The sequence below is a fragment of the Mesorhizobium sp. L2C084A000 genome (genome assembly GCF_000502875.1).
Lineage (GTDB): Bacteria > Pseudomonadota > Alphaproteobacteria > Rhizobiales > Rhizobiaceae > Mesorhizobium.
Window position 1 is genome coordinate 423357 of record NZ_AYWX01000002.1, and the last position, 25846, is coordinate 449202.

31 protein-coding genes and 2 pseudogenes are annotated in these 25846 nt (G+C 62.5%); 16 read left to right on the top strand and 17 right to left on the bottom strand.

Features of this window, described 5'->3' with window-relative positions; translation table 11 throughout:
* Position 1: 1 nt before the first annotated feature.
* Together X735_RS1000000168630 and X735_RS159220 are read right to left on the bottom strand one after the other, a co-directional pair.
* A complete protein-coding gene (locus tag X735_RS1000000168630; protein WP_245273125.1) occupies positions 2-439 on the bottom strand; it encodes a hypothetical protein in 438 nt (145 codons plus the stop codon).
* Positions 432-668 carry a type II toxin-antitoxin system Phd/YefM family antitoxin gene (locus X735_RS159220; protein ID WP_023809741.1) on the bottom strand — a complete coding sequence of 79 codons (237 nt, stop codon included), beginning with the start codon at positions 666-668 and terminating at the stop codon, positions 432-434. The genes X735_RS1000000168630 and X735_RS159220 overlap by 8 nt, the downstream gene beginning before the upstream one ends.
* Before the next feature lie 147 nt (positions 669-815).
* Between X735_RS159220 and X735_RS1000000170230 the strand changes: the two are divergent.
* The 4 genes and pseudogenes from X735_RS1000000170230 to waaC all read left to right on the top strand — a co-directional run.
* Positions 816-1277: pseudogene (locus X735_RS1000000170230) on the top strand (NAD-dependent epimerase/dehydratase family protein); the annotation flags it as partial.
* A 118-nt stretch (positions 1278-1395) separates the two neighbouring features.
* Positions 1396-1908, top strand: coding sequence for an NAD-dependent epimerase/dehydratase family protein (locus X735_RS1000000170235; RefSeq protein WP_348625574.1), 513 nt, complete (start codon positions 1396-1398; stop codon positions 1906-1908).
* Positions 1881-2888 (top strand): lipopolysaccharide heptosyltransferase II, encoded by a 1008-nt coding sequence (gene waaF, locus X735_RS159215; RefSeq protein WP_023809742.1) that lies wholly within the window; start codon positions 1881-1883, stop codon positions 2886-2888. The genes X735_RS1000000170235 and waaF overlap by 28 nt, the downstream gene beginning before the upstream one ends.
* On the top strand, positions 2885-3874 hold the full coding sequence (waaC, locus tag X735_RS159210) for a lipopolysaccharide heptosyltransferase I (protein WP_023809743.1): 990 nt from the start codon (positions 2885-2887) through the stop codon (positions 3872-3874). The genes waaF and waaC overlap by 4 nt, the downstream gene beginning before the upstream one ends.
* A gap of 242 nt (positions 3875-4116) precedes the next feature.
* On the opposite strand, the gene greA is transcribed toward waaC, so the two are convergent.
* Together greA and X735_RS159200 are read right to left on the bottom strand one after the other, a co-directional pair.
* The gene (gene greA / locus X735_RS159205; RefSeq protein WP_013530066.1) at positions 4117-4590 is read right to left on the bottom strand and encodes a transcription elongation factor GreA; all 474 of its coding nucleotides are present in this window, start codon (positions 4588-4590) and stop codon (positions 4117-4119) included.
* Between the two features lie 270 nt (positions 4591-4860).
* Complete coding sequence (locus X735_RS159200) at positions 4861-5400, bottom strand: tetratricopeptide repeat protein (protein ID WP_023809744.1); 540 nt, start codon at positions 5398-5400, stop codon at positions 4861-4863.
* A gap of 143 nt (positions 5401-5543) precedes the next feature.
* On the opposite strand from X735_RS159200, the gene X735_RS159195 reads away from it, so the two are divergent.
* From X735_RS159195 to X735_RS159185, 3 genes are all read left to right on the top strand, one after another.
* Positions 5544-5969, top strand: a complete 426-nt coding sequence (locus X735_RS159195; protein WP_013530064.1) for a DUF3775 domain-containing protein — start codon at positions 5544-5546, stop codon at positions 5967-5969.
* A gap of 187 nt (positions 5970-6156) precedes the next feature.
* Positions 6157-7194, top strand: coding sequence for an extensin family protein (locus X735_RS159190; RefSeq protein WP_031212699.1), 1038 nt, complete (start codon positions 6157-6159; stop codon positions 7192-7194).
* Positions 7195-7309: 115 nt separating this feature from the next.
* Positions 7310-8116: an extensin family protein gene (locus X735_RS159185; RefSeq protein ID WP_023809746.1), complete on the top strand. Its 807-nt coding sequence runs from the start codon at positions 7310-7312 to the stop codon at positions 8114-8116.
* 12 nt (positions 8117-8128) lie between these two features.
* On the opposite strand, the gene X735_RS159180 is transcribed toward X735_RS159185, so the two are convergent.
* Positions 8129-8842 (bottom strand): gamma-glutamylcyclotransferase, encoded by a 714-nt coding sequence (locus tag X735_RS159180; protein WP_023809747.1) that lies wholly within the window; start codon positions 8840-8842, stop codon positions 8129-8131.
* A 110-nt stretch (positions 8843-8952) separates the two neighbouring features.
* On the opposite strand from X735_RS159180, the gene X735_RS159175 reads away from it, so the two are divergent.
* The gene (locus X735_RS159175; protein WP_023809748.1) at positions 8953-9660 is read left to right on the top strand and encodes an LssY C-terminal domain-containing protein; all 708 of its coding nucleotides are present in this window, start codon (positions 8953-8955) and stop codon (positions 9658-9660) included.
* A 13-nt stretch (positions 9661-9673) separates the two neighbouring features.
* On the opposite strand, the gene X735_RS159170 is transcribed toward X735_RS159175, so the two are convergent.
* Positions 9674-10696 (bottom strand): NAD(P)-dependent alcohol dehydrogenase, encoded by a 1023-nt coding sequence (locus X735_RS159170; protein ID WP_023809749.1) that lies wholly within the window; start codon positions 10694-10696, stop codon positions 9674-9676.
* 126 nt (positions 10697-10822) lie between these two features.
* Here X735_RS159170 and X735_RS159165 point away from each other — a divergent pair, with 126 nt between their 5' ends.
* Both X735_RS159165 and X735_RS159160 read left to right on the top strand, forming a co-directional pair.
* Entirely contained in the window at positions 10823-11737 is a 915-nt protein-coding gene (locus X735_RS159165) for a LysR family transcriptional regulator (RefSeq protein ID WP_023809750.1), read from the top strand.
* Positions 11738-11812: 75 nt separating this feature from the next.
* Positions 11813-13123, top strand: a complete 1311-nt coding sequence (locus X735_RS159160; protein ID WP_023809751.1) for a hemolysin family protein — start codon at positions 11813-11815, stop codon at positions 13121-13123.
* Positions 13124-13150: 27 nt separating this feature from the next.
* On the opposite strand, the gene X735_RS159155 is transcribed toward X735_RS159160, so the two are convergent.
* Positions 13151-13543: a hypothetical protein gene (locus X735_RS159155; protein WP_023809752.1), complete on the bottom strand. Its 393-nt coding sequence runs from the start codon at positions 13541-13543 to the stop codon at positions 13151-13153.
* 1 nt (position 13544) lies between these two features.
* On the bottom strand, positions 13545-14429 hold the full coding sequence (locus tag X735_RS159150; protein ID WP_023809753.1) for an NAD(P)-binding domain-containing protein: 885 nt from the start codon (positions 14427-14429) through the stop codon (positions 13545-13547).
* A 171-nt stretch (positions 14430-14600) separates the two neighbouring features.
* Here X735_RS159150 and X735_RS01000000165625 point away from each other — a divergent pair.
* Positions 14601-14911 (top strand): annotated as a pseudogene (locus tag X735_RS01000000165625) (winged helix-turn-helix transcriptional regulator).
* 207 nt (positions 14912-15118) lie between these two features.
* Here the strand turns inward: X735_RS01000000165625 and X735_RS1000000168635 are convergent.
* Entirely contained in the window at positions 15119-15292 is a 174-nt protein-coding gene (locus X735_RS1000000168635) for a hypothetical protein (RefSeq protein WP_155930560.1), read from the bottom strand.
* Positions 15293-15297: 5 nt separating this feature from the next.
* A complete protein-coding gene (locus X735_RS0133825) occupies positions 15298-15552 on the bottom strand; it encodes a hypothetical protein (protein WP_023809755.1) in 255 nt (84 codons plus the stop codon).
* Between the two features lie 230 nt (positions 15553-15782).
* Here X735_RS0133825 and X735_RS159145 point away from each other — a divergent pair, with 230 nt between their 5' ends.
* The gene (locus tag X735_RS159145) at positions 15783-17288 is read left to right on the top strand and encodes a winged helix-turn-helix domain-containing tetratricopeptide repeat protein (protein WP_023809756.1); all 1506 of its coding nucleotides are present in this window, start codon (positions 15783-15785) and stop codon (positions 17286-17288) included.
* 55 nt (positions 17289-17343) lie between these two features.
* On the opposite strand, the gene X735_RS23520 is transcribed toward X735_RS159145, so the two are convergent.
* Positions 17344-18042 (bottom strand): CGNR zinc finger domain-containing protein, encoded by a 699-nt coding sequence (locus X735_RS23520; protein ID WP_032908926.1) that lies wholly within the window; start codon positions 18040-18042, stop codon positions 17344-17346.
* A gap of 109 nt (positions 18043-18151) precedes the next feature.
* Here X735_RS23520 and X735_RS159140 point away from each other — a divergent pair, with 109 nt between their 5' ends.
* A complete protein-coding gene (locus tag X735_RS159140; RefSeq protein ID WP_023809758.1) occupies positions 18152-19060 on the top strand; it encodes an alpha/beta hydrolase in 909 nt (302 codons plus the stop codon).
* Positions 19061-19070: 10 nt separating this feature from the next.
* Here the strand turns inward: X735_RS159140 and X735_RS159135 are convergent, their stop codons facing one another.
* Both X735_RS159135 and X735_RS159130 read right to left on the bottom strand, forming a co-directional pair.
* On the bottom strand, positions 19071-19997 hold the full coding sequence (locus X735_RS159135) for a DMT family transporter (RefSeq protein ID WP_023809759.1): 927 nt from the start codon (positions 19995-19997) through the stop codon (positions 19071-19073).
* Between the two features lie 109 nt (positions 19998-20106).
* Complete coding sequence (locus tag X735_RS159130) at positions 20107-21087, bottom strand: zinc-binding dehydrogenase (protein WP_023809760.1); 981 nt, start codon at positions 21085-21087, stop codon at positions 20107-20109.
* 97 nt (positions 21088-21184) lie between these two features.
* Here X735_RS159130 and X735_RS159125 point away from each other — a divergent pair, with 97 nt between their 5' ends.
* Together X735_RS159125 and X735_RS1000000167220 are read left to right on the top strand one after the other, a co-directional pair.
* Positions 21185-21589: a helix-turn-helix domain-containing protein gene (locus X735_RS159125; RefSeq protein ID WP_023809761.1), complete on the top strand. Its 405-nt coding sequence runs from the start codon at positions 21185-21187 to the stop codon at positions 21587-21589.
* Positions 21590-21744: 155 nt separating this feature from the next.
* Positions 21745-22467, top strand: coding sequence for an MBL fold metallo-hydrolase (locus tag X735_RS1000000167220; protein ID WP_245273154.1), 723 nt, complete (start codon positions 21745-21747; stop codon positions 22465-22467).
* A 60-nt stretch (positions 22468-22527) separates the two neighbouring features.
* On the opposite strand, the gene X735_RS159115 is transcribed toward X735_RS1000000167220, so the two are convergent.
* Positions 22528-23133, bottom strand: coding sequence for an NADPH-dependent FMN reductase (locus X735_RS159115; RefSeq protein WP_023809763.1), 606 nt, complete (start codon positions 23131-23133; stop codon positions 22528-22530).
* An 89-nt stretch (positions 23134-23222) separates the two neighbouring features.
* Here X735_RS159115 and X735_RS159110 point away from each other — a divergent pair, with 89 nt between their 5' ends.
* Positions 23223-23591 carry a helix-turn-helix domain-containing protein gene (locus X735_RS159110; RefSeq protein ID WP_023809764.1) on the top strand — a complete coding sequence of 123 codons (369 nt, stop codon included), beginning with the start codon at positions 23223-23225 and terminating at the stop codon, positions 23589-23591.
* A 150-nt stretch (positions 23592-23741) separates the two neighbouring features.
* Here X735_RS159110 and X735_RS1000000167225 read toward each other — a convergent pair whose 3' ends face one another.
* From X735_RS1000000167225 to X735_RS159100, 3 genes are all read right to left on the bottom strand, one after another.
* Entirely contained in the window at positions 23742-23945 is a 204-nt protein-coding gene (locus tag X735_RS1000000167225; protein WP_081734779.1) for a hypothetical protein, read from the bottom strand.
* Positions 23946-24061: 116 nt separating this feature from the next.
* On the bottom strand, positions 24062-24457 hold the full coding sequence (locus tag X735_RS159105) for an acyl-CoA thioesterase (protein ID WP_023809765.1): 396 nt from the start codon (positions 24455-24457) through the stop codon (positions 24062-24064).
* A gap of 366 nt (positions 24458-24823) precedes the next feature.
* Positions 24824-25765 (bottom strand): phosphoribosylaminoimidazolesuccinocarboxamide synthase, encoded by a 942-nt coding sequence (locus X735_RS159100; protein ID WP_023809766.1) that lies wholly within the window; start codon positions 25763-25765, stop codon positions 24824-24826.
* Positions 25766-25846 lie beyond the last annotated feature (81 nt).

Below are 25846 nucleotides of genomic sequence, written 5' to 3' on the forward strand. Positions count from 1 at the left end.
ATCATGCTCTGTTCTGTCGATTCAGTCCGCGCGCGGGGCGGGATGGCTTTGGACTGACCCGTGCGGACAACCGCAGTAAAGCGAACATAATTTTCTTGTGAAATGACGGGCTGAACGCGCCGATTCGCGCACCCGGCTCGAAATAGGCTGACGCTTCCAGGATATCATGATTGTACTCGTCGACCATGACCCAAAGGGGCATAGGGTCGAGGCCCGCACGGTGGCGTTCAATTTCCGGGATGCTGACGGCAACGCGATCACGGCCCGGCTGCGTGGAAGTGATTGCAAGGATGAAGAGGTTCGTACCGCCGGCTTTCCCAGGAAGGACAGCCACAAAGGCTACAGGCCGTGACTTCCGGCCTTCGGTCTCGCCGTCTCCGTGTTGGCGATGCCAAAGATATGGATATCGCCAGACGTCCGCAGCGGCGGGTTTAATCACGGTCCAATTCCGCGGCGTACTCCTCAAGCATCTCGACATGTTCGGTCGGGGCATCCTCCGCAGCGTAGACGCGGCGGCTGTCGTTGCCGAAGCGCGCTTCGTAGGCCTCGATGCTCATCAGGACGTATCTCGGCTTGTTGTGGCGAGTGATGGAGACCGGCTGCTGGCTGGCAGCTGCAAGCACATCTCCAAGATTCTGTTTCAGATCGGTCGATGGATAGTTTTTCATGGGATGTCCCGTTTTGTCCATAATAGACAAAACAGACAAAACAGACAAGCCCATAAAAATGGCAGGACAGGCACATGCCTGGCTTTATCGACAGCCCGCCTAGCCTCCCCTATAAGGGCCGGAATCGCAAGCAACCAGAGGCCCTTCATGATCATCGTCACGGGCGGCGCCGGTATGATCGGCTCCAACATCGTCGCCGCGCTGAATGCCGAAGGGCATGACGACATCCTCGTCGTCGACGACCTTACCGACGGTCACAAGATCGCCAATCTTGCCGATCTCAAGATCGCCGACTATCTCGACAAGGACGATTTCTTGGACCGCATGGAGGCAGGCTCGCTCGGCCGCATCGAGGCCATCTTCCACCAGGGCGCCTGCTCGACCACCACCGAGTGGAACGGCAAGTTCATGATGGAGGTGAACTACGCCTTCTCGAAACGGCTGCTGCACGCAAGCCAGGCGCTGCGCGTGCCCTTCCTCTACGCCTCCTCGGCTTCCGTCTATGGCGGCGGCTCGGAGTTTCGCGAGGATCCGGCGCTCGAGCGGCCGCTCAACGTCTACGCCTATTCCAAGAAGCTGTTCGACGACTTCGTCAGGCGAACCGTGTTCGCCGGGCGCACCGCCTTGATCAGTCAGAGCCGGGCGCAGCGGACCAAGTTTCCGTNAGCGGCCGCTCAACGTCTACGCCTATTCCAAGAAGCTGTTCGACGACTTCGTCAGGCGAACCGTGTTCGCCGGGCGCACCGCCTTCGATACCGACCATTCACAGGTCGTGGGCTTGCGCTACTTCAACGTCTATGGCCCGCGCGAGGCGCACAAGGGCGCCATGGCCTCCGTCGCCTTCCATCTGTTCAACCAGGTCGAACGCGGCGAGAACCCGAAACTGTTCGGCGCCCATGACGGGTTCGGGCCCGGCGAACAAAGCCGCGACTTCATCCATGTCGGCGACGTCGCCGACGTCAATCTGTGGCTGTGGAAACAGGGCTCAAGCGGCATCTTCAATTGCGGCACCGGCCGTGCCCAGCCCTTCCGCGCCATAGCCGAAACAGTGATCGACACGCTGGGCAAGGGCGAGATCGAGTTCATCACCTTCCCCGACCATCTCAAGGGCAGCTACCAGAGCTTTACGCAAGCTGATATGTCCCGTTTGCGCGCGGCCGGTTACAATGGCCAATTCCGGACAGTGGAAACCGGTGTCAGAGACTATGTCGAATGGCTGAAAGCCCAACGATCCTCGTGATCGGCCCACGCTGGGTGGGCGACATGGTGATGGCGCAGTGCCTGTTTTCGGCGCTGAAGGAGTTGCATCCCAACGCCGCCATCGATGTGCTGGCGCCGACCTGGGCAGCGCCGCTGGTCAACCGCATGCCCGAAATCCGCCAGCAGATCGACTTTCCGCTCAAACCCGGTGCGCTCGAATTCACCCATCGGCGACGCTTCGGCCGCCTGCTGCGCGGCCGCTACGACATCGCCTATGTCCTGCCGGGCAGCTGGAAGTCGGCGCTAATCCCGTTCTTTGCCCGCATTCCGCGCCGGGTCGGCAACCTGCGCGAGATGCGCTATGGCCTGTTGACCGACATCGTGCCATTGCCCGACAGCATCAAACGACGCACCGCGCAGGCCTATTTCGGCCTTGCCCAGGGCGGTGGTTTCCGAGCGCCACGGCTTAGCGTGGACACGAAAAACCAGGTCGACCTGCTCGGCCGGTTCGGCCTAGCGCCGCAGAAATTCGTGGCCCTGATGCCCGGCGCCGAATTCGGCCCGGCCAAGCGCTGGCCCAGCGAAAGCTATGCCGGGCTTGCCCGCGATTTCATGGGCAAAGGCTTGAAGGTCGCTCTGTTCGGCTCGAAGAACGACCGCGACGTGACGGCGGAGATCGCGGCCCTGGCGCCCGGCGTCGTCGATCTCGCCGGACAGACGCGGCTGGAGGACGCCATCGACCTGATATCCGCCGCAAGGCTGGCCGTGTCCAACGACAGCGGGCTGATGCATGTCGCGGCCGCCGTCGGCACGCCGATCGTCGCCGTCTACGGCTCGACCTCGCCCGAGAACACGCCACCGCTGGCCGAGCACCGGGAACTGGTCTGGCTTAGCCTGTCGTGCTCGCCCTGCCACCAGAAGGTCTGCCCGCTCGGCCACCTCAACTGCCTGAAGACGCTGCAAGTCGGCCAGGTCGCGGCAGCGGCGGAGCGGCTGCTGGACATCCCGGCAGCGGCATGAAGGTGCTGATCGTCAAGACGTCATCGATGGGCGACGTCATTCACACCTTTCCGGCCGTCGAGGATGCCCGTCGCAACCGCCCGGACCTGACCTTCGACTGGTGCGTCGAAGAGGCATTTGCCGGCATCGTCGCGCTTCACCCGGCGATCGACCGGATTCATACAGTGGCGATCCGGCGCTGGCGCAAGGCGCTGCTCGACGGCGCCACCTGGCGCGAGGCGGCCGCCCTGCGGCGGACCTTGCGCGATTGCCGGTACGACCTCGTCATCGATGCGCAAGGCCTCCTGAAATCGGCTCTGGTGGCAAGACAGGTGGGCTCCCCCATTGCCGGCTTCGACCGTTCGAGCGCGCGCGAACCTTCTGCGACGCTGTTCTACGATGCCACTTATCCCGTGCCGCGCGACCTGCACGCCATCGAGCGGACACGGCGGCTGTTCGGGCTGGCGCTCGGCTATCAGCCCGATCTTTCGACCCTGGACTCCGGCATCGTGCCGCCCGCCGGCACTCTGGCGGGCCCTTCTGGAAAAACCGCCTTCCTGCTGCACGGCACCAGCCGCGAAGACAAGAAATGGCCGGCCGAAGACTGGATTGAAACCGCCCGCCTGCTGGCTGAACGTGGGATGACGCCGGTCACCACATGGGCGAACGAGCGCGAGAAGGCCGTGGCCGAAGCCATTGCCAAGGCAGTGCCGTTAACAGTTGTGGTGCCAAAGTCACCGCTGGCCGAGATCGCTGCATTTATCGGCCGCTCGGAGCTGGTCATCGGCGCCGACACCGGGCTGACCCATCTTGCCAGCGCCTTCGGGCTGCCGACGGTTGCGGTGTTCCTGGCAACCGAGCCAGGGTTGACGGGGCCTCGCGGGCAATATGCGTCGACGCTCTTGGCCCCGCCCGGGAAGCGTGTGATGCCGGCGGAGGTGGTGGCGGAGGCAGAAAGGCTGGCGGGACTCCAGGTCCTTGGCAAGGCCAACGCTGGCAAGAACTGAAGTCAATCGGAAAGGCTGGCGCTGCCCCTCATCCGCCTGCCGGCACCTTCTCCCCGTATAACGACGGGGAGAAGGGATCTGAACGCAAGGCCAGCGTCTATTCTGCTACGTTGAAAATTGGCGAAATCGTCGATGAGAGCATCTTTCTCCCCGTCACTATACGGGGAGAAATGCCCGGCAGGGCAATGAGGGGCGGCGCAAACCTCAGCTTAAAAGTCGCAGCCGCTCCCCCCTCAAATTCCCTAGATGAACTGCACCTGGACGATCTCATACCCCCTGGCACCGCCAGGCGCATTGACCTCGATGGCGTCGCCGACTTCCTTGCCGATGAGCGCACGCGCGATCGGCGAGGAGATCGAAATGCGGCCGGACTTCACGTCCGCCTCCTGGTCGCCGACGATCCGGTAGGTCTTCTTTTCCTCGGTATCCTCGTCGACCAGCACCACGGTGGCGCCGAACTTGATCTTGTCGCCGCTGAGCTTGCTGACGTCGATCACCTCGGCCCGCGCGATATAATCTTCAAGCTCGTTGACGCGGCCCTCGTTGAGGCTCTGCGCCTCTTTGGCGGCATGATATTCGGCATTTTCGGACAGGTCGCCATGCGAGCGCGCTTCGGAGATCGCCTCGATGATGCGCGGCCGCTCTTCCTGCTGGCGCCAGCGCAGTTCTTCCTTCAATGACGCGAACCCCTCGCCTGTCATCGGGACCTTGTTCATGATGCCTGACCTTTCCTGCTGCCACCCCCGCGTTTCGGGGAAAGCCTTGTCGATGGTACAAAAAGAAAACGGGTCCGGCAGCCTCGGGCTAACGGAACCGTTTCACCGCAATTTCCCTGAATATAGCAATCTTCGCGGGTTTTTCACGCCCAAAAATCGGTTTTGTAAAAATCATCCCCGCATTCATCAGCCGGGGGCGGTGAATGAGACTGGGGGCAACAAAAGCGGCCGCGATCGCTCGCGGCCGCTTAAAAGAGCCCTGGAATCTTTTCAGCTTCGCATAAAATGGTCGATCTGCTCGGCCAGCATGCCGTATTCGCGCGAACCCTTGCCGGTCCGCTTCTCGATTTCCATCAGCTGTTGCTGGGCGCCGGCCAGATCGCCGATCTGCAGATGCGCTTCGCCGAGATATTCACGCACCAGCGTGTAGTCCGGATCGATGCGCAGCGCTTCCTCGTAATAGCCGAGGCCGACTGTGACGCGGCCGGAATGGCGGTGCGAATAGCCGAGATAGTTGAGGATGCGCGGATCCTGCTTGTTGGCGGCAAGGCTGAGCACGGCGATCGCCTCGTCATAGCGCCCGGCCATCGCCAACGCATGGCCGGCATCATAGATGCTGTCGTCGTCGAGCATGCCCTCCTGGGGTGCGACGCACTTTTTCTTCTTCTTATCCCAGACTTCGCCCTTCTTGCATTGGGTGACGGTCTGATCGCTGCCGCCACTGTCACCGCCGGCGGCGAACACCGGAACGGCAAGGAACTGCAGCGCGACAAGGGCAGTCGCCGCCTGGATCAGCACTCTTTTATGCATCGAAACCTCCTGGAGGGGTGAGAATGCAACACTAACGCCGGTCGGCTTGCGTTTCATCCCGGAAAATTACGTGCGGGAGAACATCAGGTGACGGATGCTGCGAATCCGCTATCATCCGGCAAACGACCTGAGGGAGACGGCCCTTGCAGCGGCGGCTTGAAAAGGACTGGGAGCTTTCGATCGGCCCCGACACGGTGCGCTTGTTCATCCTCAAGGCCAAGGCGCTGAGTGCGGCCGTCAATGAAGACTATGCAGATGGCGCCGAGCACGAGGTCGAACTCGACGGCGAGTCCCATGTCAACCATCACCATGACGGCCTTGCCGAGGAAAGCTCGGAGAATCTGACCGAGGAAGAGCTGCGCGAGCTGATAAACGACCTCAATGTCGATGAAGCAGCCGAGCTGATCGCGCTGGCCTGGGTCGGTCGCGGCGACTACGACGCCACCGAATGGGCGGACGCGCTGGCGGCAGCGCGCGAACGCGCCAACAAGCGCACCGCGAAATACCTGCTCGGCATGCCGCTGCTCGCCGACTGGCTGGAGGAAGGGCTGGAAGCGATCGGTGCGTAACGACGCGGTTACCGTTCGTGATGGGGCCAAGGCAACTTTCCTCGCGTCGGCGCCGTTGACGGCGATGGGGTCGATTGTCTTTTCCCGAATATGCAGGATCGCGTTCGTCATGGCCGTCACGGTCTTGCTGGTGATGCCGGCCGAGGCGAGACATCGCCATCGGCATCACGAGCCGTTGACACCGAGGATAGAGCAGCCGTTGACACCAAGAGCCGAACAGTCCCTTAAACCGCGAGGCGGAAAGCGCCTGAAACCACGAAGACACCGGTCGGTGACGCCGAAGCAGGCACAGCAGAAAACGCTGCCGCCGCTACCCTTGCCTGCCGATGTGCCGATGCCCAGACCCGGCATTTCGGGATCCGGACCCGCCATTCCAGTGCCGGAACCACGCCCGGCGGACGCTGCGAACACCGCCGGCGCGCCCGACCGTTCCAATGAAGAAAAATCCCGCCAGGAAAAGCAGGCACTTCCCGAGCCGCCGGCTCCCGAACCCTCAGCCGATACGGAAAGCGAACCGGAGCCGCCCGCGGTCGCGCCAACGCCGACACCAAAACCCGACATCGCGGAGCCCGAGGCTCAGCCGCCCAACATTGGCCCGCAGCCGTCGCAAAAGCCGGCCGATGCAGACGACGAGAAGATGCTGCCAGACCCGCGCTCGGCCGACATGCCCGATGAAAAAATGCCGGCCGAGGAAGTCGCATGCCGCGAACGGCTGAAGATGCTCGGCGTCGAATTCGAAGAACACAAGGCGGAAAGCCAGGCCGAAATCGGCTGTTCGATCCCCTATCCCATCGTGCTGAAGACCCTTGGAAAGTCCGTCGCCATCGGCCCCGCCACCGAGCTCAACTGCAAGATGGCCGAGGCAATGGCGCGTTTTGCCGCCGATGTCATCCAGCCGGCTGCGAAAGCCGAATTCGGTGCGGACCTGAAATCGATCGGCCAGGCGTCGGCTTTTGTCTGCCGGCCACGCAACGGCACACGAAAACTGTCGGAACACGCGTTCGGCAACGCACTCGACATCGCCAGCTTCACGCTGTCGGACGGCAAGAAGATCGAGGTCGGCCCAGCGCCGCCGGAGAAAGACGCTAAATTCCTCAATGCCGTGCGCAAGGCGGCCTGCGGACCTTTCAAGACGGTGCTCGGTCCGGGCGCCGATCCTGATCATTCCCTGCATTTCCATCTCGATCTCGAACCGCGCCGGCACGGCGGGACGTTCTGCCAGTGAACATGGCTGATCCAGCCGCGTGCCGCAATTCGGCCGCAGGCATGAACGCGGGCGCTGAGTTTTCCTTTACCCTTGATCGTTAAAATGCCGGATATCCATCAACGGGATTCCGCCAATGGCCGGCAAATTTCGGGCCGTGTTTTTCGCCACCGCGCGCCAGTCAAAATATCCAGCAATGCTGACCGCCGGCCTGGCGCTGGCGGCGCTTTCCGCCTGCAACACCGGCAGTGTGCTGTCGCTGGAGCCGGCCGTCGACGTCGGCGCGCAGACGGCTGCCGTGCCGCAATATGCCGGCATGCAGAAGCTTGTCCCTTCCAATCCGTACATGACGCAGGCCGCTTATCCGCGCATGGACGAGCCGATGTCGCCCGTCGAGCAGATGCCGGCCAGCGAAACCGACTGCCGGCAGCAATTGAAGCGCCTCGATGTCGCCTACACCGACCTGGCGCCGATCCATAAAGGCCAGTGCGGCATCGATTATCCGGTCAAGGTTTCGGCCATCGGCAACATCCAGATGAAACCCGCCGCGACCCTCACCTGCGACATGGCCGCCACCTTTGCCGGCTGGACGAAGAACGAGCTCGTCCCCTCCGCCCGCTGGCGTTATTTCTCCGGTGTCAAGACCATCCACCAGGGCTCCAGCTATTCCTGCCGCAGGATTGCCGGCGAAGGTGTACTGTCCGAGCACGGCAAGGGCAATGCGCTCGACGTCATGAGCATCGAACTCAACAATGGCGACGACATCGACGTGCGCAAGCCCGGCCTGTTCGCCTTCCGCACCCGGGGCTTCCTCAACAATGTACGCGCCGACGGCTGCCAGTATTTCACCACCGTGCTCGGCCCCGGCTACAATTACGACCACCGCAACCATTTCCATTTCGACATCAAGAACCGCAAGAACGGTTATCGCGCCTGCCGTTAGAAAGAGATCAGCCTAGTCGGCGCCACCGGTTGAAGCGGCGATTTGCCGTGCGACCAAGTCCTGGATGCGCCAGAGATTCCGGTCGCGGATGCCGCTCTCTTCAAGCTTGCTCACGGTCCTGAACAAATACTGCGCCGAAGAGCCCCAATGACCGGCAGCCCGTGCCAGAGTGTCGGCAACCTGCTCCAATGGCAACCGGCCGGCATAGGCCCTGCCATCCGGCGCCGCGACGAAGGCCAAGGCATGCAGCGGCCCGTCCTTGGTCTTGACCTTTATCCAGCATGGCACGTTGGTTGGCGGGTTGGCATCGATCTCGCGGCGCATCAACTGGCCGAGTTGCCCGAAATGGTCTTCCGCGGGCAGCCGATAGACGATGCCGTTGCAACTGCCGCCTCGATCGAGCGCCAGCATCAGGGCCGGCAAATCACGGGTTCCGCGCCAGCGGGTCAGCTTCAGGCAAAACGAGCGGTGCCATCCCGGCGCCGTGGCCGGGCGCTGCTCGACATGGGCGAATTCGGGGTTCCAGATCAACGACCCGTAGGCAAAGACCCAAAGCGTGTCGGGACGATGCTGCGAAAGCAGCTTTTCGACCAGGCCATCGAACTCCGCATCGGTGTGCTCGCTGGTTCCGGGCTCTGGCCCGGGATCAGGCTCGACACGCTCAACTTGCGCGACAAGCTCGGCGGTCAACGCCATTGGCTTGCGGCCTGCCAGCTTCCGCTCCATTGCTGCCCCCACGAAGAAACGATGGCCCACGATAAAGCGGCGGCGCGCTGCTGGCCATTGATTTCCAGGGTCCCTCGGGCAAAAGATACCGCACGGATCGGGCGGCGTTCATGAGCCAGCGAAGTTTTCGGCGACGCGTTGCAATCTGGGTGGCGACCTTGCTGGCCGCCTATCTGGCGCTCGCCTATTTCGCCGCACCGGAATTCTGGACGTTTCACGATCGCGGCTTTCGCAAGCACAGCTTCGAGATGGTGACGCACACGCCGCAAGGCATTCCGGGCGATCCCATCAATGTCGGTCTTGTCGGTACGCGAAAGGAAGTAGTCCACGCCTTCGCCATCGCCGGCTGGGACACCGCCGACGCCGTGACCCTGAAGACCGCGATCGAAATCGGTGAAAGCGTGCTGTTCGACCACCCCTACCCCGATGCGCCGGTCAGCAGGCTGCTGTTCGATGGCCGCGCCCAGGATCTCGCCTTCGAAAAGCCGGAGGGCCTCAGCGCCGACCGCCGGCATCATGTGCGCTTCTGGCAGACCGAGGCAAGCGGCGACGATGGCCGGCCGCTGTGGCTGGGCTCGGCCAGCTTCGATCGCGGCGTCGGCCTCAGCCACGACACCGGCGCCGTCACCCACCATATCGGCCCCGACATCGACGCCGAGCGCGATTTCCTGGTGCGCGACCTGGCCACCGCCGGCACGCTGATCTCGACCAGCGACATATCGGGCGTCGGCGCCACCAGTACGGGCCGCAATGGCGGCGGCGATCCCTATTTCACGGACGGCGAGGCGATTGTCGGCATGTTGAAGCAGCTGCCATGACCCATCGCAAAAGTCAGTTCGTGGTGATCACGATCTTGCCGAACGGCCCTTTCTCCAGATGCTGCAAGGCCTGTGGCACCTCGTCGAAGCCAAAGACCTTGTCGATGACCGGCTTGATCGCCAGCGCCTCGATCGCCTGATTCATACGTTCGAAGGCGCGGCGATGGCCGACCGACAGGCCCTGCACGGTGATGCGGTTGCGCATGAAGGGCACGATAGGGAAGCTGAGCTCCATCGCGCCCAGCAGGCCGATGATCGACAGCCGGCCGTCGGCGGCCAGCGCGTTCAGCGATCGCCGTGCATTGTCGCCGCCGACCATTTCCAGCACGTGGTTGACGCCCAGCCCATTCGTCAGCTCACGCGCGGCCTCGTCCCAGGCCGGTTGCGTGCGGTAGTTGATCCCTTGCCAGGCGCCGAGCTTTCTTGCCCGCTCAAGCTTTTCGTCGCTGCTTGAGGTGACGATGGCGCGCAGGCCGAACGCGGTGGCGAACTGCAGCGCAAACAGCGACACGCCGCCGGTGCCCTGGATCAGAATGGTCTGGCCCGGCACCGGTCTGGTCGCTTCGGCCATGGCGAACCAGGCCGTCAGCGCCGCGATCGGCAATGTCGCGGCCTCGATGTCGCCGAGCGATGGCGGCGCCAGCACCGCGGCGTCCTCGCCGAAGATGACATGATCGGAAAGCATGCCCGACAGCGACGACCCCAGCGTGTGCTTATGCAGCACTGGCGGTGCGTCGCCATCCGGCCAATCGGCGATCACCTGGCCGAGCACGCGCTGGCCGACCTGAAAGCGGCTGACCGCACTGCCGACGGCCACCACTTCACCCACCGCGTCGGATGTCGGCACGAAGGGAAAGGCAAGATCGGGGACCAGCACGCCGTCTACGATCATCTTGTCCTTGTAGTTGAGCGACACGGCCTTGGTCCGCACCAGCAAATCGTGCGGCCCTGGCTCGGGTACCTTGCCTTCCACCTGGCTTAGCCTCGACAGGCCAAAACCGCTCATCTGCCAGGATCTGTTGATTGGGGTGCTCATGTCGCGTCGCGCTCCGTGCGTTGATGCAGGCGAGACATTTATGCCTTTCGACTATAGAAAATAGTGCTTTCGTGCGGTATAATTTGACACTGATTGCGGACTAAAAGTCGACAATAGGAAATCGCCATGGAAACGGCCGACCTGCAAGGCATCGTCGCGTTCGTTCAGGCGGTGGAGGCCGGCAGCTTCACCAGCGCCGGCGAGCGGCTGCATGTGACGAAGTCGGCGATCGGCAAATCGATCGCGCAGCTGGAGCAGAGACTCGGCGTTCGCTTGCTGAACCGCACCACCCGCAGCCTCAGTCCGACCAGCGAAGGCGTCAGCTATTATGAAGCTTGCGTCCGGGCCCTTGCCGAGATCGAAGCCGCACAGTCGCTGCTTGCCTCGCGCCGGCAGGTCCCGTCTGGCCGGCTTCGGATCGACGTGCCGCTGGCCTTCGGCCGACGCTGCGTGGCCCCCGTGCTGTTCGAGATTTCGAGGGAATTTCCGGACCTGACGGTGGAAGTCTCCTTCAATGACCGCCGCGTCGACCTGATCGAGGAGGGCATCGACCTGGCGATCCGCATGGGCGAACTCGACGACAGCCTGTCGCTTGCGGCCAGGCGCCTCTACGCCCAGCGCTCGGCCATATGCGCGGCTCCCGACTATCTCGACAGGCATGGCCGGCCGCAATCGGTCGAGGATCTCGCCGATCACAGCGTCATTGGCTACGGTCGCGAGGGCATCGTCCGTCCCTGGGTGATCAGGCATTCCGACGGCCATCTCGCAACCTTCATGCCCAAGGCGCGACTCGTTCTCGGCCATGGCGAACCGATGCTGGATGCAGCGCTCGCCGGCTGCGGCATCGCCTTCCTGCCGACATGGCTGGCCGCCGACAGCCTCAAAAGCGGCGATCTCGAAATGGTGCTGTCGGACTGCCTGGTCGAGAACATCGTCGTGCATGCCGTCTGGCCGGTAACGCGCGCGCTCACGCCAAAGGTACGGGTTGTCGTCGACGCCCTCGTCGAACATTTTTCGACGCCGCCCTGGGATGCCGCGTGACCGAAATGCCGGTCATTTCTCAAAAATCACGTCAGACTATTTTCGAAGACCGCGCCGCAATGCTATTGACCGCTCATGTTATACGTAGAAATCGCTATCGTGGTCGTCCTCATCTGTGTGAACGGCCTTCTGTCGATGTCCGAACTTGCCATCGTCTCGTCGCGACCGGCCCGGCTGAAAGCGATGATCGACCGCGGCATCAATGGCGCCGGCCGCGCGCTCGAGCTTGGCTCGAATCCCGGCAAGTTCCTCTCCTCGGTGCAGATCGGCATCACCCTGGTCGGCGTCCTCTCCGGCGCCTTTTCCGGCGCCACGCTCGGCGAACGGCTGGCGCAGTTCCTGGCCTCGACCGGCATCCGCGAGACCGTCGCCGATCCGCTCGGCGTCGGCATCGTCGTCGCCATCATCACCTATTTCTCGCTGATCGTCGGCGAGCTGGTGCCCAAGCAGATTGCCTTGCGCGACCCAGAGCGGGTCGCCGCCAGGGTCGCTCCGGCAATGACCATCCTCGCCACCATCTCGGCGCCGCTGGTCTTCCTGCTCGACTTCTCCGGCCGCACCATATTGTGGCTGCTCGGCCAGCGCGGCGAAAGCGAGGAGAAGGTCACCGATGAGGAGATCAAGATGCTGGTCGCCGAGGCCGAGCATCACGGCACCATCGAATCCGACGAGCGGCGCATGATCGCCGGCGTCATGCGGCTTGGCGACCGCGCCGTGCGCGCGGTGATGACGCCGCGCACCGAGGTCGACTGGATCAATCTGCAATCCGACGAGGCGGCCATCCGCAAGCTGCTCATGGAAACCCAGCATTCGCGCCTGCCGGCAGGTGACGGCGGCGTCGATGTCATGATCGGCGTCGTCCAGACGCGTGACGTGCTGGCGGCGTTGCTTGCCGGCCGCGTGCTCGACCCGCGCAGGCATGTTCGCGCAGCCCCCATCGTCTACGACCAGGCCGACGCGCTGGATGTGCTGCAGAAGCTGAAGGAATCCGACGTGCCGATGGCGCTGGTGCATGACGAATACGGCCATTTCGAAGGCATCGTCACCCCGGCCGACATTCTGGAAGCCATCACCGGCGTGTTCCGCGCGGACACAGACGCCGGCGACGAGGAGAACGCGGTCAAGCGCGAGGACGGCTCGTGGCTGCTCGCCGGCTACATGCAGGCCGACGAGATGGCCGACATTCTCGGCATCGACCTGCCGGAAAACCGCGATTACGAAACCGTCGCCGGTTATGTGCTGTCGCACATGCACCATCTGCCGGCGACTGGCGAATGCGTCGACGCGCAGGGCTGGCGCTTCGAGGTGGTCGATCTCGACGGCCGCCGCATCGACAAGCTGATCGCCACCCGCCTGCCCGGCGCCCACCGCGAGGCGGTGCGCTGACATGTTCGAATGTCAGCTTTTGACCGGTTAGCTGACGCCGCCCTCTGCCAGAGGTCGAACTGGTTTCAACAAACCGAAGAAGCCAATGATGCGCGTTATCCGTTTCTGCTCCTCATCTAGAAAAGCGATGTCCAGGCCCTCGGGTAAAGACGAACCGTCAGGCATCACAAACTTCCACGCGAAGCGCGCGACGCCGTGATGAACATCCACGTTGCTGGTCCGCAGAATGCAGGCACCAGGATGCTTGCTCTGAATTCCTGCAATGTGGGCTAGCAGTTCTTTGGCACCAACAGCGTGAACGGTTGGATCTGTATACGTCGCGCCATCGCTCAAGACCGATAGCAGCGACGCCCGCCGCTTCTCGGCGTTTTCGGTGGACCACGATGCACAATACTTATCAATGAGATGCGTCAAAGGCATGCTACTTCCCTGTCGCCAGAAAATGCGAGAGCGCGGCGAAATCATCGTGCAAGTGGCCCGCCGCTATGGCCCGTTTGAATATCGCATCATAACCATCGACTATTGAACGGTCGATTCCGCGGAACTGCATCAACTCCAACAGATGCTGCATTGCGCCGTGGTGCGCCGAGATCGACGAGAGCGTTTCGTTATCGCTGGCAAATCGGCCAGCGCTCGTCCGCTTGATGAGGTCGGTCACCAGGCCGTCAATGACCGGCGCCGTCGCGGACCACTGCCGCGCCAGTTCACCCAGTTCGATCTCTTCGGCCTGCGACACGGCGATCGCATGGAGCGTCCCGAACAGAGCGCCCCACATGATAGCCAGTAGTGCGCTATCGAGCGCGTTCGCACGCCCTGGTTCTTCGCCAACATGCTGGACATTGCCACCCAAGGCGCGAAACACATCGCGGTTCGTGTCGAAAGCCTCCCTTGGCCCGGCAAGCAGGATGGTCCCGGCGTCCGTGCCGATATAATCCGGCGTCGCCATGATCGCGCCATCAAGGTAGTTTGCGCCGTGCTTCGTACACCATTCAGCGGCTTCCCGTGCGCCACTCGGCGTCCCCGAAGTCAACTCCACGATCAGCTTGCCGCGAATGGCTGAGGCGATGGCGTCACTGTGGAGAAGCGCTTTTGTCGCCTCATAGTCGCTGACATTCACAATGATGATCTCGCCTGCGTTCACGGCTTCCTCCACGGAGGACGCGGCGATTGCGCCCAGCCTGGCGAGTGGATCGGTCTTCTGTCTGGTTCTGTTCCAGACAGTCGTCGGATATCCCGACTGAAGCAGGCTGCCGGCGAGCGCCGAGCCCATACGGCCCGTTCCAATGACCGTGATTGAAAGCTTCATTCCACACTCCATATCAATTGGCGGCGTCAGACCGCGTTTTGCTGTGATCGTCTTGAGAGGTATGTCAAAACGAGCGGCGCGCGATACGCACCCGGGCGTAAGTGGTCACCAGAAGGTAAGGAACGCGCGATGAACAATTCCGCGGACAATGGCTTTGCAGCGGCCGTCAGAATGGTCGAAGGAAAGTGGAAAGTAGATATCCTTTGCGAGCTCGGAACGGCGTCGCGCAGATTTGGTCGATTGAAACAGGCGCTTTCTGGCATCAGTGAAAAGATGCTGGCGCAACAATTGCGAGAACTGGAGGCCGACGGCCTTGTCGACCGTAAAGTCTTTCCGTGGTTCCAGCGAAGGTAGTCTATTCGCTGACAGAACGCGGCGCGGCGCTCAACGCAGCAGCAGGTTCACTATGTCTGTGGGCCGAGCAATTCGGCCTGCCCGGCTGCACTCAGATTGCCAATGGCGTACATATGGATGCCCTCTGATGCATGTCGCCCAAAGCGACCTCGGTTTGGGAGAACGACATGCATAAAAACGAGGACCTAAAACGGGTCGCCTGAACCCGTTCGTACGGGACACGCTTCAGGGGTGCGACGCGCTCGATGTCCTGTCGAGATTAAAGGCGTTCCGATGGTGCTGGTCCATGACGAGTACTACCGTTTCGCACCGCCACAACGGCCGGCATTCTCCCATCACCGGGCTCCGTCGCCGGCTATGTGCTGGCGCACATGCATCATGCCGGCGACTGGCGAATGCGTCGACGCGCAGGGCTGGCGCTTCGAGGTGGCGATCTCGACGGCCGCCGCATCCCGCCTGGCAAGCGCCCATCGCGAGGCGGTGCGCTGACGCCCGAGCAATTGCGGCATTCGCTCTATCGTTCCCAGAAGGACTTGGCGATCTCTCCCTCGACCTGCTCTATCGTCAGGCCGATATCGTCGATCAGATGCGGATTGTCCTTCGACATCTGCCTGAGTTGCCAGCGAAAGCGTATCCGTTCGCGCCAGGTCCGATCGTGCCAGCTCGCTATGATGCTTCGCAGGGTCTTCAGGAGCCGGCGCGATGCCGGCCGCACGGGCGTTCCCGGTCGCGCTGCACAACGCTGGGCTGATGCAAGTGTATTGGTCATGGCAACCTCCATATGGTTTGAGGGCCTAGGGCTCTCGATGAGGTTGAATTCTGCAGGATACGGACGGCGCCGTAATTAAGCCCTCCCAAATAGTTCTCAAAACTTCCAAACGAGCTAGAGCAGTTCACCGGTTCACGGAACCGGTAACCTACTCTAACCCTTTGTTTTGACGCAATTCCGAACAGAAAACCGATTCACACTTTTCCTGGAATTGCTCTATAGATGCGTCTATGGGATCGCGTTTTGCCTTTGGTCCGTTCGTGCTTGATCCGGGTGCGGGAACGCTGCTTCGGAACGACGTCCCCGTTGCCGTTGGCTATCGCGGGCTGAGCCTGCTTGCAGCACTCGTCGGGCGGCCCGGTGAAATCTTGGGAAAGGCCGAGTTGATGGACGCTGCATGGCCGGGCACGGCCGTGGAGGAAGGCAACCTCACCGTCCAGATCGCGCAGTTGCGCAAGCTGCTTGGTCCTGTCGGCGAGAACGGCGAATGGATATCCACCGTTCCGCGCGTCGGCTACCGTTTCACGGGGGCCGTCGAACAGCTCGGCCAGGCCAAGCGAAAACCCTTGCCGCTGCCCGACAAACCATCGATAGCCGTGCTGCCCTTCGTAAATTTCAGCAACGATCCCGAGCAGGATTCCTTCGTGGACGGGTTGACCGAAGACCTGATCACCGACCTGTCCAGGATCTCCGGCCTGTTCGTCATCGCCCGCAACTCGACCTTTGCCTACAAGGGAAAAGCGATGGACGTGCGCGAGATCGCCGGGGACCTTGGCGTGCGCTACCTGCTGGAAGGCAGCGCAAGACGCGCCGCGGGGCGCGTGCGCATCAACGCACAGCTGGTTGACGCGGTGAGCGGCGATCATCTGTGGGCGGAACGCTTCGATCGCGGCCTGGACGACATCTTTGCCGTTCAGGACGAGGTGACGGCCAAGATCGTGGAGGCATTGCTTGGCCGTCTGCGCACGCTGCCGCCGCGCAACCGGCCCAGCAATCTCGAGGCTTACGATCTCTGCGTGCGGGCGCGCAAGCTGATCGACGACTCGCCGCAGATGGCGCAGGAAGCGCATCTGATGCTGACGCGCGCGGTGTCGCTCGATCCCGGATACGCCGAGCCCTATCGCTGGCTTGCCATGAACCACTGGATGGGACAGGTGCATTGGGGCGGACCAACCGAAGCTGCCCGCAGCGTTGCCTTGGAGCTGGCGCGCAAGGCTGTGGCGATCGATCCCAACGATGCTGGCTGTCGCTGGATCCTGGCCTACCTGCTTGCCTATGAGCGCAGCTTCGCCGAGGCGGATGCCGAATTCGCCAAGGCGATCGAGCTCGACCCGAACGAGGCCGACACCTGGGCTGCATTGTCCGACATCGCGGTTCTGGCCGGCCGGGTCGAAGAGGGCCTTGAGCACATTCGCAAGGCGTTCCGGCTGAACCCGTTTCCGGCGAGCTGGTACTATCTGACGCTCGGCCAGGCGCAATATGCGGCGCGCGACTATCAAGCCGCTATCGAGACGTTGCGCCGTGACGAGACCTATCGCACAAGCTCACGCCGTTTCCTGGCGGCAAGCCTGGCGCAACTCGGCCGGCTGGATGAGGCGCGCGCGGAGGCCGAGCTGTTTCTCGTCGGCAACCCGCATTTCACAACCCATCACTGGGCGACGACCGAGCCATTCCGCGACGCCGCTACGCTCGAGCATTTCGTCGATGGTTTTCGCAAGGCCGGTCTTCCGGAGTGACGCGCCGGCATCCGGCCTGCCCGTGGCAAAGGCGAAGTGGTGCGCTAACCCGGATCTAGGCATGGGCATGATCTCGGTGGCGCGAGACCTTCTCGCGGTTACCGCAGGTGCGCATGCTGCACCAGCGCCGCTTGCCGCCTCGCGACGTATCGAGGAAAAGCCAGCCACAGCGAGGGCAGGAATGCAGCCTGTCGCGCGGCAGGGTGAAGAACGCTTCGATGGACAGCATGGCCAGCAAGGCGGTGACGGCATCCGGGTCCCGCCACCGGGCAAGGGCAAGCTTCGGTCTGGTGCGATCCAGCTCGATAGAGCCGGCGGCAAGCGAGCTTGCCGTGCGCGAGAATAACACGCCTAGAGCAATTCCAGGAAAAGTGTGAAGCGGTTTTCCGTCCGGGATTGCGTCAAAACAAAGAGTTAGAGCAGCTCGCCGTTTCCGTGAAACGGTGAAATGATCTAGCGGTTCGACCGCGGACGGTTTGCCGGCGGCGATTGACTCGAAAACCTGAAATGACGCCTCCCGCACTTCGCGGACCCGTTCCACGAACCGCCCATCCGCTATCTCGGCGACGGCCTGCGCCTGGCGATCGTCGGCAAGCCCTGAGGCGTTGAACCAGTTCGCAACATCCCGGACGGACTTAAACAGTTCATTATCAGCTGCTGGCACCCGCCGGTCGAACACGGCGTTCGACAGGTCCAAAGCGGGATGCCCGCCTATGAAGTGATCCGGCACCCATTCGGTGTGTGCATGGCTCACGGAACATAACCTCATTACTTGCATTATACGGTTACAAGATGAATCACTATCACACCGATATACGGTGTCAAAGCCACCCCAGATCGGCGCGAGAGCCTGGAGAGAGAGGATGTGCAGCAATCGTTACAAGACCCGCCACCAGACCATCAATGTCGACGGCCTCGACATCTTCTATCGTCATGCCGGCGACCCGGGCAGGCCGGCAATCCTGCTGCTGCACGGGTATCCGACTTCGTCGCACGTCTATCGAAATGTCATCGAACCGCTGGCGGAGACAGCCTATGTGGTGGCGCCGGATCTGCCCGGTTTCGGCTTTTCGTCCGCCCCTTCCATCGATGCCTATGACTACACGTTCGAGAACCTGGCCAACACGATCGAAGCCTTCATCGAGGCCCTCGGCCTCCAGCGATTCTTCCTCTACATCACTGACTTCGGCACGCCCGTCGGCTATCATCTCGCCACACGGCGGCCGGATCGCATCCTCGGCCTGATCGCGCAGGACAGCAACGCTCATGACGAGGGGCTGGGACCGGAATGGGACGCGCCGAAGGCGTTCCTCGCCGAACCGACTGAAGAAAACCGCGCCAAACTGCCGGACTGGATGAATTTCGAGGGGACCCGGAACCAATATATCGGCGGTCTCCCCGAGCGTCTGAAGGTGTTGTTTCCGCCCGAGGGTTGGTATCTCGATACGGAGCGTCTGGCGAGGCCCGGCAACACCGACATTCAGTTCGAACTCTTCACCGATTATGGCTCGCACATCGCCCGCTTCCCGGCCATCCAGGCCTATCTCCGCGACCAACAGCCAGCATGCCTCGTGCTGTGGGGACGGCACGACGCCTTCTTCGCGCTGGACGAGATCATGGCCTACAGCCGCGACCTCGACGCAGTCGAAATCCATGTCTTTGAGAGCGGACACATGCTTCTCGAAACGCATCATCGCCAATGCGCGGCTCTCATCGCTCACTTCATCCACGAGGTGGAGACTGGGGTATTTCGCGAACCTGCCGGGCGCTGAACGTCGGCGCTCAAACCGCCACTTCGATGGGCTCGGCAAGCCTGGGATTGGCCCGCGCGGCGATCAGGCAGCCGGCGACGATCAGGCACGCTCCGGTCAAGGTGGTCCAGGTCGCCTCCTCGCCGAAGAAGAACCAGCCGAGCGCGACCGCCCAGATAAAGGCCGAGTATTCCGTCGGGATCAGATATTGCGCTTCGGCGCGGGCGTAGGACCAGCTCATCAGGAACTGCCCGGCAAGCGACAGCACCGTCACCCCGGCCAAAGGAAGCCAAAGATTGCTCGGTAGGGCGACGGCAAGCCAGGGTGCTGCGAGACCGAGGAGGATGGCAACGCAAAGGTTCTGGAACAGCATGATCTCGATGGGCTTGGCCAACTGCGCCTGTTGCCGGGCGAGGATCAGATTGTAGCCGTAGAACACCGTCGACACGAGCACCGCTGCCGTGCCGAGCATGGCATCTTGCGAATAGTCTGCCTTCCCGAACTGGCCGGCCATGATGATGGCGACACCGGCAATGCCGGCCAAAGATGCCCAGACAGCCTGGCGCCGGATCCGTTCGCCCAGCAGCAGCGCGGCGAGAAACAGGGCAAACAAGGGCGCCACGAAACTGAGCCCGATCGCCTCCGCGAGCGGCAGCCTGGCCAAGCCCCAGAAGAAGGATATCAGGACGATGCCGACAATCGCGGCACGCAGCGCATGCAGCCTCAGCACCGGAACGGTTGGCGTTAGGCGCGGTCCCGCCAACCAGGCCGCGCCCGCGACCACGGTCGCGACCATGCTGCGCCATAGCAAGGTGTTGTAGACGCCGACCGCGATGACCAGGATCTTCATCGCCGCATCCATCCCGGACAGCAGGAAGATCGCAAGCGCGCAAACGAGCACCGGGATCATCGGGGAAACGGCGCCGGTCAGGCTGGATGTCTTCACGGCTTCACTCATGTGACGGATTGCAGCCGGATATATCAGGCCACAGGGCGCGACCAGATGGCAGTCCCGTCGATGTAGCAGTCCAACCCCGATTGGCGTCGTGTTCGCGGCTATCGCCATATCAGGGTATCAGTACCACCTTCCCGGTCGACCGGCGCTCATCCAGCAACCGGTGCGCTTCCCCGGCCTGGTCGAGCCGGAATCTGCCGCCGATCGTGACCTGCAGCCGGCCGCTTGCCGCCATTTGGAACAGTTCGGACAGGCTGGCTTTCAGCACATCGGCAGACAGCAGCGGCAGCAGCGCGAAACCCCTGAGTGACTGGTTGCGGCCGATCAACTGCTCCAGATCGGAGGCAGCGAGGCCAAAGCGCCCGAGCGCAGCAAAGACCAGTTCGCCGCCAGGCGCCAGAGCCTCAAGTGAGGCAGCGGTCAGCGCACCGCCGACTGTGTCGTAGATGACGTTGGCGCCCTCCCCGCCGGTGAGGTCGCGGACGCGAGCGGGCCAGTCCGGCTTGGTATAGTCGACTGCGGCATCGGCGCCGAGCGACAAGGCGAAATCCAGCTTTGCCTTGCCGCCGGCGGCTGCGATCACCTGGCGTGCGCCCTTCAGCCTGGCCAGTTGGACAAGCAGCGTTCCCACACCGCCCGATGCGGCCGGCACCAGCACCGCCTTGTCATCGGGCGGGCTTTGCCGAAGCAGATGAAGGGCCGTCAGCCCCTGCACCATCAGCGCCGTGGCAGCCTCGAACGGCAGCGCATCCGGCAGCGGCACGACGAGATCGGCTGACATCGTCACCTGCTCCGCATAGCCGCTGTGGGGACGCTGCGACATGAACAAAGGCGCGGCCACGCGGCGACCCAGCAATTGTGCATCCACGCCTTGCCCGACGGCCTCGACGACACCCGCCGCCTCGACGCCCGGGATCATCGGCAGTTGCGGCGTCACCGCGTAGCGGTTCGCGCGCATCAGCACTTCGAAGAAGTTGATCCCGGCGGCATGGACACGAATCAGCACCTCACCGGCCTGCGGCACCGGGGTCGGCAGATCGACCACCTCCAGCATCTCGGGACCGCCGAAGCGGCTGAGTTGAATGGCTTTCATGGCAAACTCCGATAGCACTGGCATCGGCAGCGGTTTGCCACTATCTGCGGAGCCTCGACTACACACTCATTTGTCCCCTGCTGACCAGGAGGTGACCATGCCAGATCCCAAGAGAATGCCGATCAAAAGACTGCCGATGCTGCCGGCGGAACGGGCGCTGAAAGTGATCGCGGGTCGCTGGAAGGCGGTTATCCTCTACCATCTCTTCGATGGTCCCCGGCGCCTGTCGGCGCTCAAGACGCTGATGCCGGGCATCACCCAGAAAGTGCTGATCCAGCAGCTGCGCGAAATGGAAGAGCACGGCCTGGTCAGCCGTGAAATCTTCGCCGAAGTGCCATCGCGCGTCGAATATTCGGCGACGCGCCTCGGCCTCAGCCTCGAGCCGATCCTGCTGGCGCTCTGCCAATGGGGCCAGCACCACGCCGACGAGTTGAACGAGACGAACCGCCTCGCAGACTGCATCATCCGGCCGAGGCAGGCGACGCATGCACAAATGGCATAAATCGAATTGACGGGGCGACGCGGGCTGCCCGTCGCAGGTTGTCGATGTCCACAGAACGGATCGAAAAAATGCGCCGCATAGCTTCAGGCGACCTTTATCAGACCTACGATCTTGGTGACTTGCGCATCACCTCCTTGCGCGATGGCTATGTCGACATGCCGATCGGACGGCTTCGGCAACGCGGCGACAAGCCATTTGGCGATGAATTGCCGCAACAAGTCGCGTTGGTTGGTGGTCAACTCAGGCTTTCCGTCAATGCCTTCGCGATTGACGATGGAAACGGGATCATCTTGATCGATACCGGCGCCTCGAACGCCTGGCATCCCACCATGGGCCGACTTCCCGAGGCGCTGGACGAAGCTGGCATCGATGCAGGACGAGTCCGTACCGTCTGCTTCACCCACACGCATCTCGACCACATCCATGGTCTTGTGCTTGCCGACGGCCGCGACGCTTTCCCGCGCCTGGCGCGCTTGCTCGTTCCCGGGGAAGAACTCGGCTTTTTTCGCGCCGAAGCGCGGCTCGAACGATTTCACGGCATGGCGGAACCCTTCGAAGCCGGAGACCGTATCGGGACACATGTCGACATTGTCGGCGCTCATGGCCATGAAGCGGGACACAGCTGCTTTCGTGTTTCTGCCGGCGGCGAACCCATTCTGATTTGGGGCGACACCGTTCACGTCCCATCGCTTCAGTTCGATCGACCTGAGGTGACATGGGAATTCGACGCCGATCAGGACCAGGCGCGCGAAAGCCGGTTGCGGTTGCTGGCGCTTGCAGCCGACGATCATTGTTTCGTCGCCGGCGCGCATCTGGATTCGCCCGGCATCGGCCGCGTCGTCCGATCCGGCGCCAGCTTTCAATTCGAGCCGCTATAATTGAAAAAGGGCGACGCAAGCGCCGCCCCGGATCCTTGGGAGGATAATTCGAATTGGCGGTCAGGCCGCCTTGACTTCCTCGGCAACGGCGTCGGCCTGACGCGCTGCCTTGAGCACCTTGGCCCACCACGCAACATCGTTGACCAGCGCGGTGGCGGCCTGGTTCAGATGCTCGAGGTCTTCCAGCTTCTTCTCGCCCTGGCGGACGGCGAGGAAATCGCCCCAGGCGATATGGACGGCCGACTTGACCGGCGCCATCTGCAATTCGACGGCATACAGTCTAAGCTGTTCGACGGCACGCGAGCCGCCGACGCTGCCATAACCGACGAAGCCGGCCGGCTTCTTGTTCCATTCATTGGCGGCGTAGTCGATGGCGTTCTTCAGCACGGCCGTCGGGCCATGATTGTATTCGGCGGCGGTGAAGATGAAGCCGTCGAATTCGGCGACCTTCTTCTGCCAGCGCTGTGCCACTTCGTTCTGCGACGGCGCCCAGGCGGAGGATGCGACCTCGTCGAAGAACGGCAGCGGGAAGTCGCGCAGGTCGACGATCTCGACATCGATGTCGGCGTGCGACTTGGCGATCTTGGCGATCCACTGGGTTGGCACATCGGCGAAACGAGCGGCGCGCGTCGATCCGACGACGATAGCAATTTTGGGTTTGGACATAAGGGCTCTCCTTGCACGAAGTACTGGTATCATTTGGATACCTGCGCTATATGAGATACTGCAAACGCGATGCACAAGAAGGCACTTTTTTGTTACCGAGGCACCCACACCGCACCGAGGACTGCCGCGCCATCTCGGAAATCCTGCAGCGCGTCGGCGACAAATGGACCGTTCTGGTCGTCGGCAAGCTGGGCGACGGACCGCTGCGTTTCAACGAATTGCGTGCTGCCGTCGGCGGCATCTCGCAGAAGATGCTGACCACCACCTTGCGCGGGCTGGAGCGTGACGGCTTCGTCACCCGCACCGTGTTTCCAACCATTCCGCCGCGCGTCGATTATGAGCTGACCGAACTCGGCCACGAGCTGCTGATCCCCGTCAGCGCACTGAGCGAATGGGCGCGTGCGAACACCATGCGCGTCAAGGCGGCGCGCGAAAAATTCGACGACGCCCGCGTCTGAAACCCTTGCGCTGCAAGGGATTCAGACCCGCACGCAACATCCGGCTTGCCTGATCGGAAATTCTATCTCGGCTGCGCGGATCGTTGCCCGAATGCACGCGCCGTTTTGGCTGGTGGATTGCCGCTCATGCCGTCCGCTGACGGCTGCCGCTCAGGCTCCTGATGTGCGGACATCGCATCGCGCGGCGGCACAGGTATCACACCGTGCGCCCTGCTCGCCGGGAGCCTGTTCCCCATGCGTGCAGGCACTGCGCGAGATATCTTCCTTCACCTCCGCGTAAGCGGTCACGCCGAGCAGGCATGTCGTCGCGACCAGGGCTGCCACGAGCCAACCGTTCAGCAGATGTTGACGCATTGTCTCTCCTCCGATTGCAGCAGGATCAGGCTTGGAGGCAACCATCGGATGTCGCGAAACGGGTCTCCAGGCGGGGCACTGTTACAAATGACCAAGCGTGGGAAAAACGGCTCGCGTCAGCTTTCGGCAGGAACTGCTTTCGGCTTGCCCTCGCCATCCAGCGCCACCATGACGAAATCGGCATGGGTGACCTTTTCCATCAGGTCGGAGAGGTAGCGCTGCGCCCAGGCTTCGACCTTGAGCGTCATCGAGGTGCGGCCGACGCGCTCGACATGGGTGTAGATGCACAGCGTGTCGCCGATCTTCATCGGCTTGGCGAAGGACATTTCCTTGACCGCCGCCGTCACCACGCGGCCCTTGGCGCGCTCGGCGGCGCGGATGCCGCAGGCCAGGTCCATCTGCGCCATCACCCAGCCGCCGAAAATGTCGCCGGCCGCATTGGCGTCCGAAGGCATGGCCAGGGTGCGCAGCGTCAGATCGCCAAGCGGCCGTCCTTCAGCGTAGTGCACCATGCGAGAAATCCTTCGAGACCGGCCGCCCTCGATCCCGTATCGTCACGGCGCCCGAAGGTCAACGCGCCACGACATGGCCACACGGCTCCGAACTGACAAAAGACCTGCGATAGCCGGGCCGCGGTGTCGGCAGCTTTTTTGCCGGCAGCTTTTCACGATAGGAATTTTTTCTTGACTTGGTGCCCTCAGCTATGGTAGATTTTTGCCTATGGTGCTGATTTGCGCCAGTGACCCGCCGCACAGGCGGGTTTTTCGTTGGATGCACCGTCAGCCAACGCCCCGCGAAGGCTCCGTTAACCCGAGTTGGTGGGCTCTGGCATGGCGGTGAGTGGAAGACGGCAGTTCGCATCACCCGGCGAAGGTCGATTAGAAATAGCGCCTTAGGTTCGAGCGAATGCGATCGAGCACGCTGTCCCCGGAAAGGTCCGGAGAGAATTCCTTACCCGTGATCGCCTCGTAGGCCTGCGCGTAGACCCGCGAGGCCTGTTCGACAATCTCGTCCGGAATCTTCGGAATAGGGTCGCTATAGGGATCGCAGCGCGCCGAGACCCACGAGCGGATGAAATCCTTGTCGAAACTCTCCGGCCGGCTGCCGCTGGCGAGCGCCTGTTCGTAACTCGATGCGATCCAGTACCGGCTGCTGTCGGGCGTGTGGATTTCGTCGGCAAGAATGATGGTCCCGTTCTTGTCGGTGCCGAATTCGTATTTTGTATCGGCCAGGATCAGGCCGCGTTCGGCGGCGCGCTGCTGGCCGCGGGCGAACAGCCGCAAGGCGTAGTCCGATACGGTATCCCACTGCGCCTGCGTGAGAAGACCCTGCTCGAGAATCTCCGCTTTGGACAGCGGTTCGTCATGGCCGCCATGCGCGGCCTTGCTGGTCGGCGTGATGATCGGCTCCGCCAGCTTTTCATTGTCGCGCAGGCCGTCCGGCAGGCGGATGCCGTACATGTCGCGGTCACCGCGCTTGTAGCGCGTCAGGATCGAGGTGCTGGTGGTGCCCGCCAGATAACCGCGCACGACGATCTCGATCGGCAGGATGTCGAGCCTTGTGCCGACGACGACGTTCGGGTCGGGGTATTCGAGAACATGGTTCGGGCAGATGTCGGCGGTTTCCTCGAACCAGTAACGCGCCGTCTGAGTAAGGATCTCGCCCTTGTAGGGGATCGACGTCAGGATGGTGTCGAAGGCACTGAGCCGGTCGGTGGCGATGATGATGCGCCGGCCATCCGCAAGGTCGTAGTTCTCGCGGACCTTGCCGCTGTAGTGGCCCGGCAGTTCGGGAATGAACGCGTCAGGAAGGGTCCGCATATGATTTCCTGCCTTCCGCAGAGTGGCCGATCCCATCGCATAAGCTGTCGCCCCGGTGCATATCAAGCGCGATTGTCGGGA